10 protein-coding genes are annotated in these 12,100 nt (G+C 36.4%); 9 read left to right on the top strand and 1 reads right to left on the bottom strand.

Annotated elements, in window-relative coordinates; all coding sequences use genetic code 11:
• Positions 1 to 254 precede the first annotated feature (254 nt).
• The 3 genes from glk to pgm all read left to right on the top strand — a co-directional run bounded on the left by glk (position 255) and on the right by pgm (position 4,233).
• A complete protein-coding gene (glk, locus tag PluTT01m_RS07285) occupies positions 255 to 1,220 on the top strand; it encodes a glucokinase (protein ID WP_011145711.1) in 966 nt (321 codons plus the stop codon).
• Between the two features lie 786 nt (positions 1,221 to 2,006).
• Complete coding sequence (gene seqA / locus PluTT01m_RS07290) at positions 2,007 to 2,531, top strand: replication initiation negative regulator SeqA (protein WP_011145712.1); 525 nt, start codon at positions 2,007 to 2,009, stop codon at positions 2,529 to 2,531.
• Positions 2,532 to 2,592: 61 nt separating this feature from the next.
• Positions 2,593 to 4,233 carry a phosphoglucomutase (alpha-D-glucose-1,6-bisphosphate-dependent) gene (pgm, locus tag PluTT01m_RS07295; protein WP_011145713.1) on the top strand — a complete coding sequence of 547 codons (1,641 nt, stop codon included), beginning with the start codon at positions 2,593 to 2,595 and terminating at the stop codon, positions 4,231 to 4,233.
• A 63-nt stretch (positions 4,234 to 4,296) separates the two neighbouring features.
• On the opposite strand, the gene PluTT01m_RS07300 is transcribed toward pgm, so the two are convergent.
• The gene (locus PluTT01m_RS07300; protein ID WP_011145714.1) at positions 4,297 to 4,725 is read right to left on the bottom strand and encodes an EamA family transporter; all 429 of its coding nucleotides are present in this window, start codon (positions 4,723 to 4,725) and stop codon (positions 4,297 to 4,299) included.
• Between the two features lie 759 nt (positions 4,726 to 5,484).
• Here PluTT01m_RS07300 and PluTT01m_RS07305 point away from each other — a divergent pair.
• From PluTT01m_RS07305 to PluTT01m_RS07330, 6 genes are all read left to right on the top strand, one after another.
• Positions 5,485 to 6,717: an MFS transporter gene (locus PluTT01m_RS07305; protein WP_011145715.1), complete on the top strand. Its 1,233-nt coding sequence runs from the start codon at positions 5,485 to 5,487 to the stop codon at positions 6,715 to 6,717.
• Complete coding sequence (locus tag PluTT01m_RS07310; RefSeq protein WP_011145716.1) at positions 6,683 to 7,078, top strand: ParB N-terminal domain-containing protein; 396 nt, start codon at positions 6,683 to 6,685, stop codon at positions 7,076 to 7,078. The genes PluTT01m_RS07305 and PluTT01m_RS07310 overlap by 35 nt, the downstream gene beginning before the upstream one ends.
• A complete protein-coding gene (locus PluTT01m_RS07315) occupies positions 7,071 to 8,267 on the top strand; it encodes a SidA/IucD/PvdA family monooxygenase (RefSeq protein WP_041379997.1) in 1,197 nt (398 codons plus the stop codon). Before PluTT01m_RS07310 ends, PluTT01m_RS07315 begins: the two co-directional genes overlap by 8 nt.
• 242 nt (positions 8,268 to 8,509) lie before the next feature.
• Positions 8,510 to 10,360 (top strand): aminotransferase class I/II-fold pyridoxal phosphate-dependent enzyme, encoded by a 1,851-nt coding sequence (locus tag PluTT01m_RS07320; protein ID WP_173362507.1) that lies wholly within the window; start codon positions 8,510 to 8,512, stop codon positions 10,358 to 10,360.
• On the top strand, positions 10,357 to 11,031 hold the full coding sequence (locus PluTT01m_RS07325; RefSeq protein ID WP_011145719.1) for a formyl transferase: 675 nt from the start codon (positions 10,357 to 10,359) through the stop codon (positions 11,029 to 11,031). The genes PluTT01m_RS07320 and PluTT01m_RS07325 overlap by 4 nt, the downstream gene beginning before the upstream one ends.
• Before the next feature lie 31 nt (positions 11,032 to 11,062).
• Entirely contained in the window at positions 11,063 to 11,866 is an 804-nt protein-coding gene (locus tag PluTT01m_RS07330; protein ID WP_058589036.1) for a Cof-type HAD-IIB family hydrolase, read from the top strand.
• Positions 11,867 to 12,100 lie beyond the last annotated feature (234 nt).

A 12,100-nucleotide genomic window follows, 5' to 3' on the forward strand; every position in this document is an offset into this window, starting at 1 on the left:
ATCCCGCACGACTCACCATCTCAGAAGACAAAATCCGCATAAAAGCGAGACAACAGCGTGTGAGCGCTGGCCCATATATACCCTAAAGATTTCAAGATGCATCGCGACGGTAAGGAAGCGAATCCCCGGGAGCATAGATAACTATATGACCGGGGTGAGTGCAGGTTATTCACTCCTAAACGATCTATACCAATAATGCCAGATGGGATAAGCTTTACCTAATGGTTGTACTAGCTGATTATTAGGATATAAAAATGAATCTCTACGGACTTGTTGCTGATATTGGCGGCACTAATGCCAGATTAGCACTTTGCAATTTGGAAAATGGGGTTATTGAGCGGATCGAAACATATAGTGCAAAACAACACGCCGGATTAGAATCTATTATCAGTCACTATTTAGCAGAGCAAAAAACAGTAGTGACTTATGCATGTATTGCTATTGCTTGCCCGATAAACGGTGATTGGGTAGAAATGACCAATCACCAATGGGCATTTTCTATTAGTGAGCTGAAACGGACACTTGGGCTAGAAAAATTAGATGTGATCAATGACTTCACGGCTGTATCTATGGCTATTCCAATGCTGACAGAAGAATACAAGCTTCAATTAGGAGGAGGAGAAGCGGTTAAAGACAAACCGATAGCGGTTTACGGGGCAGGGACTGGCCTCGGTGTCGCTCATTTGATCAAGGTAGACAAGCAATGGGTAAGCTTACCGGGTGAAGGTGGTCATGTAGATTTTGCCGCGAATAGTGAAGAACAAGATGCAATATTGGCTGTTTTACGGCGTAAATTTGGGCATGTTTCAGTAGAAAGAATCTTGTCCGGTAGTGGATTGGTAAACCTTTATCAGGCCATTGCCATTTTGGATCATCGTCAGCCGGAAGATTTAGAACCAGAAACCGTGACGCAACGAGCATTGGATAAAAGTTGCCAATATTGCCATCGTGCTCTGACACTATTTTGTGAAATTATGGGGCGATTTGGCGGAAATTTAGCGTTAAATATGGGGACTTTTGGTGGTGTGTATATCGCTGGTGGTATAGTGCCGCGGTTTCTTGATTTCTTTAGGCAATCGAACTTTCTTCATGGATTTGAAGATAAAGGGCGCTTTAAACCGTTAGTACAACAGATTCCTGTTTATTTGATTACTCATCCACAACCAGGATTATTAGGTTCAGGTACCTATTTACGGCAACAGCTTTCACTTATTGATTAAATTACAAGGTCAGATATATACATTTCAAAATTAATGATTGTGTATATCTGACTGGAATTTTTTAAATATCAATATTGCAACTGTATCTTAATATTGAAAATCATGAAAATCCATTTTATTTTTGAGTGTTTATGATTTTATTTATATTAAATCTTGGTTTAATAATATTGTTTTGGATTTATAAGAATAAATTTAAAGAATAGATATTATGATTTTAACGATTAATGATTGAAATTATTGATTCTATAATTCACATTGAAAATATAATAATGGATATGATGATTTTTTCATATAACTTATATGGTTACGATTTATTTTGGTAAAATTTAAATGTTATATTCAAATAAAAATTTACAAATTTATTAAAACATATTTACTATTAAGATTTAATGGTAATAAACATACATCTCTATGAATTTAAACTGTTTTACTGTTTATAATCAATCTCCCCATTCACAGTCTCATCTCCCTTGATTGAATTTATTATCGGCAATATTGCAATCAAGTTTATCATTATCTGGGTATAATATCAGAATAAATTATTATGTGATTATCAACGCCTAAAGTAGGTGGTATTAAAAGATTGATATGACATTCGACCATGAAATTTATATTCACAATATTTATGTAACTGATTGATTTATTTTAGATGAAAAGCGGATATTTTATTATGCTGTTTTTCATGTTTAAATACTTTTAAGTTATTGAAATTTTAATTGTTTTGTTTTCTCTTTTTATACTTTATAATCGGTGAAAATTTTTTATTTAGAACAGTACTGGATAGAAATGAAAACGATAGAAGTTGATGAAGACCTTTACCGCTATATTGCCAGCCACACACAACATATTGGTGAAAGTGCATCTGATATTTTACGGCGAATGTTGAAATTTAACGCCGAGCAGCCAGTACAAAATGTGCAGCCTCTCAGTGCTGTGGAGAAAGCGCCGGTAGCCCGCCAGCGTGATTCTGTCCGTGTGATACGTGAATTGTTACTTTCAGATGACTATTCTGATAAGAAAAAATCTGTTGAGCGTTTTATGTTGATCTTATCTACGTTATACAGCCTGAACAGTGAAAGTTTTTCCCAGACGACTGATACCATGCATGGTCGTACCCGTGTTTATTTTGCTGGTGATGGACAGACATTGCTCGCCAGTGGTAAACAAACTAAACCTCGCCACATTCCGGGCACACCTTTTTGGGTCATTACTAACACCAATACTGATCGTAAGCGTAATATGGTTGAGCAAATTATGCAGGACATGAAATTCTCAGCCAATTTTATCGACAAGGTGTGTGGCACAATTTAACTGATTAAGGCTGTGCTGACGGATAAAGTTCAGTGCAGCTCTTGTCCAGGGGAGATTTAAAGTGGTAAATCATCCGCGCGCGGGGCAGATTGCCCGCCAAAGTGATCTGATAAATGTAGCGCAGCTTACATCACAGTATTACACCTTGCATCCTCAGCCGGAAAACTCAGAGCATAAGGTTAAATTTGGTACATCCGGTCATCGTGGCAGTTCTCAGCGTCACAGTTTTAATGAGGCGCATATTCTGGCAATTACTCAGGCTGTTGCGGAAGTTCGCAAGCAACGGGGAATCAATGGCCCTTGTTATGTGGGTAAAGATACCCATGCTTTATCAGAAGCGGCATTTATTTCCGTATTGGAAGTCTTAACGGCTAACAGCGTGAATGTGATTGTGCAGGAAAATAATGGATTTACGCCAACACCTGCGATTTCTCATGCCATCCTCTGTTATAACCGCTTGGGGAAAGCATTAGCTGATGGAATTGTTATTACCCCTTCCCATAATCCTCCTGAAGATGGGGGGATTAAATATAATCCACCTGATGGTGGTCCCGCAGATACCGATTTGACAGCAATTATAGAACGTCGTGCCAACGAGTTGCTCACGGCAGGTCTGAAAGGCATTAAACGTTTGCCATTTGTTCAAGTATTGAACAGTGAATATTTGCATCAGCAGGATTTAGTTGAACCGTATGTTAGCGCGTTGGGTGATGTGGTTGATATGGCTGCTATCCAGCGGGCCGGGTTGAAAATCGGTATTGATCCTTTGGGGGGTTCTGGCATTGCGTTCTGGCAGCGTATCGGTGAGCGTTATAATTTGGATCTGACGCTGGTTAATGATCAAGTTGATCAGACATTCCGTTTTATGCACTTGGATCATGATGGCGTCATTCGTATGGATTGCTCATCCCCTTGGGCAATGGCGGGTTTGTTAGCCATGCGCGATAAGTTTGATCTGGCTTTTGCAAACGATCCTGATTATGACCGCCACGGTATTGTCACCCCTGCCGGTTTGATGAATCCTAACCACTATCTGGCAACCGCGATAAATTACCTATTCCGCCATCGTCCGCAATGGTCAGAAAGTGTTGCGATAGGTAAGACATTGGTATCTAGTGCCATGATTGATCGGGTTGTCGCCGATCTTGGCCGTAAATTGGTGGAAGTACCCGTAGGTTTTAAATGGTTTGTTGATGGGTTACATAAAGGTGAATTGGGCTTTGGCGGAGAGGAGAGTGCGGGGGCTTCTTTCCTGCGTTTTGATGGTACGCCGTGGTCTACAGATAAAGATGGGATTATCTTGTGTTTGCTGGCGGCAGAAATGACCGCAGTAACAGGGGAAAATCCGCAGCAGCATTATAATAAGTTGGCAGCTCGCTTCGGTACGCCAAGCTATAGCCGCATTCAGGCACCGGCAACTTATCAGCAGAAAGCATTATTAGCCAAGTTGTCACCAGAAATGGTGAAAGCGGATAAGCTTGCCGGTGATCCAATCACCGCCCGGTTGACAAAAGCTTCGGGTAACGGCGCGTCAATAGGCGGTCTAAAAGTGATAACAGAAAACGGCTGGTTTGCTGCTCGCCCATCGGGGACAGAAGAAGCCTACAAAATTTATTGTGAAAGCCTGCTTGGCCCTGAGCATCGGCAGAAAATTGAGCAGGAAGCACTGGATATTGTTAACCAGGTTTTTGCCGCCGGTTGATCTTTTTGGCCGATTAAAAAGAATCCGCAACAGTGGTAACGGCTTTTGCGGATTTTTTATTTTTCAGCCCAGAGCAACCATTAATGCACCGGCAGTAATCAGTGCAACACCACCTGCGGCCATCAGTGATATTTTTTCACCAAATAAGATAACGGCGAAGATGACGGCAAACACGACACTGAGTTTATCAATTGGGGCAACCTGAGAAACATGACCGTTTTTAATTGCTAGAAAGTAAAACAGCCATGACAATGCCCCCGCCACACCGCTTAAAACGATAAAAAGCAATGCCTTGCGGTTTGCCACTATTTCACTCACCAGATTTAACTTTCCCTGTACGACAACAACGCCGACAAGAAACAACGCCATAATGACTGCGCGTATTGCTGTTGCTGTATTGGCATCAAGATTTTGCAACCCGATTTTCCCGAAGATAGCGACTAAAGCGGCAGTAAACGCTGATAATAAGGCATAGATAAGCCAGGTACTCATCGCGAATAAATCCTATATACCCGTCATCTTTCAAGTTGCCTCTTTGTTGGCTGCACTCGCTCACCCCGGTTACATAGTTTGCTATGCTCCCGGGGATTCACTCCCTTGCCGCCGCGATGCATCTTGAAATCTATAGGGTATATTACCTTCATTAAATAAATTAAAGAATAAACTCATTACTAATCCCCATTTTAGTTAGTGAATATTTTGGGCCCGTGAGATAGTTTCCAGTTTTAATCTCGGATACTTCATATAAATCTATAAATAATAATTATCCCCACCGGAGTTTAGCTATTAAACTAAAATACAGTTTTATTTATATGTTTCACTTTGAACATAATATTACAGTTTATTTTGGGATTAAATTAAGCTGAGTTTTTCAGTTAATTGATGATTATTTGAATAGATAAAGATTGAACGGAAAGGTTTTTATCTGAGATTAAGAGCCCTTTTTACCGGTGTTTTTACCGGTTAAAGTGCGAAGTACTTATGTCATTATGTTGCTTACTAACATCACCAGCATTTGACCTACGTTTAACATGTAATAAAAATGTCATATTTCGTTTGCAATTAACATCTGTTTTGATAATATATTAAAAATAAATTATATATCATTGAATTTGCTTTATCGTACAGATCATCCTAGTTCTTGCTTCTACATTTGATTTTTGTAGCGGCAGGTGGATCTTATGTACTCGCATAAATATTTTAAATGCTTGGTTTAAAAGATACCAATATAAATAATATAAGAAAATAACAATGAAAAATTTTTCTCTTAGTAATTATACATCCATACCGGCATGTATATGGGGTCTATTTCTTGGGACTTTTGTAACAAGATCAACATCAATGATGGTATGGCCTTTTATATCCATCATACTATATACAAAGTTTCATTTTACTGCATCGATGATTGGATTAGTTCTCTCTTTATCCATTGCGATTTCATCAATATTAAGTTTTTATGCGGGTTACTTCTCTGATAAAGTCGGCCGGGCTAAGATAATCATCATTGGATGTCTTATCTCTTCATTGGCATATTTAATATTATGGTTATCTGAACATCAATCTGGTTTTATTATTGGTACTTTATTAGCGAATATTTCCTGGGCGCTGGTGAATAACCCAATAAAAGCCGTTATCGGTGATATTATCGAGGAAAAGCAGGTAAGAGAGAATGCCATGTACTTAAGGTATTTATTTCTTAATGCGGGTGCGGTAGTCGGGCCTTATTTAGGCGTAAAATTAAGCCTGGATATTAATTCTATTTCTTTTCTGATTGTTTCACTATCTTATGTAATTTTTATGATCCCTGTTTATTTATTTGGTAAGAAAATAAAAATAAAATTAACAAATAATGATGATTTTAAAGGAACGATGAAGGTTTTATTAAATGACCGGGTGTTTTTAATGTTGGTCATAAATAATATTCTCATGATGTTTATTTTTGGCCATTTTGATTCAACTTTGCCACAGTTAATTACTTCATTAGGGTTTAATGGGTATGCTGAGTTTATTGCTTCGCTTATTATGTTACATGCGGTAACCATTGTCGTTATGCAGTTACCGTTTTCCATATTAACGCAAAAAATGGCGTTAGAAACGAAAATAAACGTAGGGTCTGTATTACTCATTTTATCTGAATTTATGTTCTTTATTTCATTCAAATATTATGATGTTTATTTATTGTGGTATGTGGCTGCTTTTATCATGAGTATCAGTCAAACTATTTTGTTTCCATGTGTGAATGTTTTTATTGATCGTTTGGCACCAAATGATTTACGTGGCGCATATTTTGGTGCAGCGTCACTCTATAGTATCGGTTTTTCTATATCTCCATTGGTTGGTGGTACTGTTATCCAATTATTTAATGGTGGAGTGTTATTTCAATTATTAGCGATATTAAGTGTATTGATGTTGGTAATTTTCTGTCGGATGTTTAAACTAAGGGATAAACATGAAATTAATATTAGAAGAAGTCTCAAATCTTAGACCAACTGAATTACATTGTCCTGTTCGTGTTGAGCAGTTAATAGAGAAAGTTAAACTTGAAGGTTTTTGGACTCAACCAATCTGGATTGATGAAGCAACGCATGTGGTTATTGATGGTCATCATAGACTGGAATTAGCCAAGACACTAAAATTAAGTTGTATTCCTTGTCTGGCATTTGATTATGAGAAGGAGCTGTTGGTTTATTCCCGCAATGAGAATAAAACAATTAATCATCGTGATGTTATTAAGGCGGGTTTAGATAAACAACCTCTTGGTTATAAACAGACTCGTCATGAGTTTGCCGGGAATGTTATTGAAACACAAATTTCGTTAAAAATGTTAGGGTTTGTCAATGAATAAGCAGTTTTATGATGTGGTAATGTGTGGTGCAGGTCCTGCAAATATTTCATTAATCCCGGATTTATTAAAAGATGAAGCTATAAAAAATTGTCTGATTTTAGAAAAAACAGAGATGGTGGGTTCTGGTTCATTAAAGAAATATAAAATTACCGCGAACTCTTTAGGTAGTGTATTTTTAGAGAAATTTGACGGTTGTGATGATGAGCTTAGTCAATATATAAGATCAACATCGGAATGGGAACATTTTAGTGCCAATAAAGATAAGCCCGTTGAATTGAGATTTGTCGGCCAATATTTGGAGAGAATTGCCCGCTTTATTCAGGAAAACAAATATGGTGATCGGTTTAATATTTTGACTGAAGCGGAAGTGAAAAAAATTAAGCAGAATGAAGAGGGTAACTATGATATAACTTATCATAAAAATAATGAAGATTATATTGTATCCGCGCGAAAAGTACTGTTTAATATAGGTGGAAATCCAAACGAATCCAGATTATTGCATAATAGCAATAATATTACCTCTGGTGATTTTATTAAAGGTTTTTATGATGAGGTTATAAATAAAGGTGATGTAAAAAGTATATCAATATTGGGTTCATCACACAGTTCAGTTTCTTGTTTGATTAGACTTATTGAGCAATTAGAATTTGCAGGAAAAATAAATGTTTTTGTGAATAAAGATTTCAAGTTGTTTTTTGATTCGCCTTCAAGCGCAGAATCTTACGACTACGATTTTACACAGGAAGATATTTGCCCTTTAAGTAACCGAGTTAATAGATATTCAGGTTTAAGATATGATTCTTTTGCTTTTGCACAAGAACTTAAAGAAAGAAAATATAAAAATATTTCTATCTTGAATATTTCAGAAATTTCTGATGATGAAGTTATTAAACTCATTAATTGTGATGATTTATTGATTCACTGTACGGGATATCACTCAAAACTTGTCGAAATTATTGATAAAAATAATATTCCTCTTGAATTTAAAAGTGATAGATATGGTTTGCTAACTAATGAAAAATTAAGTCCTATATCGACGTCAGGTGAAGTACTTAATAATTTTCACACATTTGGTCTGGGATCGGGTGTCAAGACGGGGGGTGAAAATGGTGGAGAGGCGAGTTTTCATGGAAGAATTGACGGGGTTTGGGTATATCAGCATGTTATATATGACATCGTATTTAATTGATATTTAATTCAATATCAATTTTATATCATTAATGAACTATATCTTAGGTCAATTCCTATTTAACAATAAAAATAACCTTTTAACAGCCATTTATACCCTATGGATTTCAAGATGCGTCGCGACGGCAAGGGAGTGAATCCCCGGGAGCATAGCGAACTATGTGACCGGGGTGAGCGAGCGCAGCCAACAAAGAGGCAGCTTGAAAGATAACGGGTATAAAATAATTTATTAAGACTATGCATATGAAAACAGTAATACTTCTCTGTGCCGGAAGAGGCAGTAGATTATCAACGAGAACATCAAATAAACCAAAACCTTTGGTAGAAACAAATCAGATATCATTTATCGATAATGCGCTGAGGAATATCGAATCTGTCGGTATTAAAAAAGTTATTATTGTGGTGGGTTATAAGAGCGATGTTTTAATGGCTCATATTAAACAAAACGCATATAACTTGCATATTGAATTTGTTAATAGCGATAAGTGGGAATCGACGAATAATATCTATTCTTTATATCTCGCCAGAAATTGGATTAAGCAAGATACCCTGATTCTTGAAGGCGATATCTTCTTTACTAAGAAATGCTTGGAAATTGTCATGTCAAAAGCGGGAGATCTTAATGTACTTGTTTCTCCTCTTAGCCAAAATATGGAAGGAACTTACGCAAAAGTTGATAATGATAATATCGTTGCGCTAAATTCCACCAAAGATAACAACTATCAGGTTGAAGAAGGTCAATATAAGACGGTAAATATTTATAATATTTGCACCGCTAATTTTGCTGAATATGTTACTAAAGAGCTAGAAAGTTACGTTGATAGTGGATCGACGGGGTTATATTATGAGGATATATTTAAACACTCTTTACTGAATAATATGGCTGAATTTAAAGCAAGTATTGTTGATAATTCTCAATGGTATGAAGTAGATAATACTTATGATCTGGCTATTTGTGATTTCATTTCAAGTAATAATAAATTAGATCTTGTGCAAAACAGGCATGGTGGATACTGGCGTTATCCTATTATTGACTTTGGCTTAATTTACAATTTCAACTTTCCACCTAAAAAATTGAAAGATGAAATAAAGAATCATTTTGATGAAATATTATTAAATTATCCTGGCGGGAATCGTTTAGTCGAGCAGGCTTTATCTGAATTTATCGGAATAGAAAGAACGCAATTATGTATTTCAAATGGCGCTGCTGAGATAATTAAACGGCTTCCTGATGTTTATACAGGCAAAGTATTAGTTACTGTACCATCATTTAATGAATATGCTAATTGCTTTGGTAAAGACAGAACAATATTTAGCTATAGTAAAGAGAGCAGAGATTTTGAAATAAATATTGATGAACTATTAACGTTGGCGAAAGCAGAAAAGCCAAATGTGGTGGTGATTGAGTCACCAAATAATCCGACAGGTAAATTGACGCCTATTGATAGTCTGTTATATTTGGCTGGCGAATTGTCGGCATTAAATATCGACTTAATTGTTGATGAATCTTTCTTAGATTTCTCTAAAATGCGTGATGACACAATGTTAACGCATTTAGATAACTATAAGAATTTATCTGTTATTCGCAGCATGAGTAAAACCTTTGGCATTGGTGGTATTCGTATCGGGTATATTGCCACCGCAAATCAGGAATTACTTGGTAAAATAAGAGCTGTGTTACCCATTTGGAATATGAATGGTTTTGCTGAAGAGTTTTTATTAAGATTACCGCAATATAGAGAGAGTTATAAATTAAGCTGTGAAAAAGTGATTAGTGATACATTAAAATTACAACAAGAATTAAACTCAATCGAGGGTATTACCGCATTTGAGACAGATTCTAATTTTGTTTACTGTAAATTGCATGTTTCTGATGCAAAGACGATATCACGGTTACTGTTAGATATTCATGGTCTGTATGTGAAAGAGTGTTCTGGCAAAGGAAATATAGGCTCTGATCTCTATTTACGTATTTCTTGCAGAACACCAAGTGATAATGAAATTTTAATAGGTTCATTGCGTATGGTGATGCAGGGGTTAATTAATATTAGTGATATTAGCGTGGTCAAGGAAGTTAACGAGGTTTGCGAATGAATAATCCCAAAACAGTGGTAATTTGTGGTAAAGGAGAATTGGCAATTTTCATTTGTCAATATTTCTTAAATCATAAAGAGTATAAAATATCGCACGTGGTGGCAGATAAATTCGAACCTGTAAGCACTGATCAGACGTTAATTGATTTCTGTTATCAAAATAATATTGCTGTTATTGAAGATAATAAGGTTGAAAATCTACCCGGCTATGAAAATGGTGATTTCACTTGCGATTTATGTTTTGTCGTATTTCATAAGCGGATATTGCCTTTAAAATTCATTAATTCATGTAAGAAAATATTAAATATCCATTTGTCTTATTTACCTAAATATCGAGGTGTAAGACCGGTTAATTGGGCTTTGAAAAATGGAGATCAATCTCATGGCGTGACGATCCATGAAATCAACGAAGGTATTGATGCTGGGCCGATTGTGAATCAGATCTCGTTTTCTATTTATCCTGAATTTGAAGAGGTCATTGACACTTATACACGGGCTATTCGCTATGCCAGACAATTATTCCTTGACACGATGCTGATATTGGAAAAAATAACACCAAGACCTCAGATTGATTCAGAGGCGACAATTTATTATGAAAAGGATAATCATAGTCTGGAAGAAAGGATGACATTTACCAAGCAGGCATCGCTCGAATTGCTTAATAAAGCTTAGATGATAATTGCCTTTAACACTGGAACGCCCTATGTACAATCTCATTGCCACAGATCTCGATGGAACGCTTCTCCTTCAAGAAGATATAATTGGTAAGTTTACCCGTAAAGTGCTTACTGATTTATCAAGTATGGGAAAGCAAATTGTATTTGCAACCGGCAGGCACCATGCTGATGTAAATTCCATTATTGGTGATTTTGATATACCTGTGCATTTGATTACTTCGAATGGTGCCAGATTAACCAGTGCTTGTAAGAACTTGGATATCAGACAACATTTGCCAAGTCACATCGTAAAAAGAGTGATTGAAGAAACTCAGGTAGATAATGATTTAGTGATCAATATGTATTGTGGTTCTCAATGGTTAACCAATGAAGTGAATCATAATTTTAGCGATTTTAGCCAGAATGATAATTTTAATCCAACATTCAAGTGTGTTGATGAAATGCCTTGTGATGCAGTTGAAAAAGTTTTTTTCATTCATAAGAGTAGAAATCATGATGCATTGGTTAAATTAGAACGCCATTTAATTGATCTCTTTTCTGATAATGTCAGTATTGCTTTTTCATTCCCTTGGTGTCTGGAGGTAATGGGGAGTGGTGTTTCGAAGGGGCAAGCTTTAATTCAGCTCGCTGGTTTTCTTGGTATCCCAATGAATAAAACGATTGCATTTGGTGACGGTATGAATGATGTGGAAATGCTTTCAACCGTAGCTAAAGGGGTCATCATGGGAACGGCGCATAATAGGGTAAAACAAGCTCTTCCTGATGCCGATATTATTGGTTCTTGTTGTGAAGAGTCTGTGGCTCATTATTTATCTGAAAATATGTGCTAGGCAAACTTGGGGCGTTAGGATTCAAATCTTGGCGCCCTTTGCCAATAGCTGAGCTGGCTCTATCTCTTGTTCTCTGTTCGCTGAAACATATATCCCGTGTATTAGTTGTTTTTTAAAATTATTTCTATTGTTTTTATTTACAAGTTAATAGTTATGAATATTCAATAGGGTAATAGCGAACAAATAAATGCCATGCTAATTTTACTCTATGAATTTAAATAGAAAAGTATGAAC

The sequence above is a fragment of the Photorhabdus laumondii subsp. laumondii genome, from assembly GCF_003343245.1.
Taxonomy (GTDB): domain Bacteria; phylum Pseudomonadota; class Gammaproteobacteria; order Enterobacterales; family Enterobacteriaceae; genus Photorhabdus; species Photorhabdus laumondii.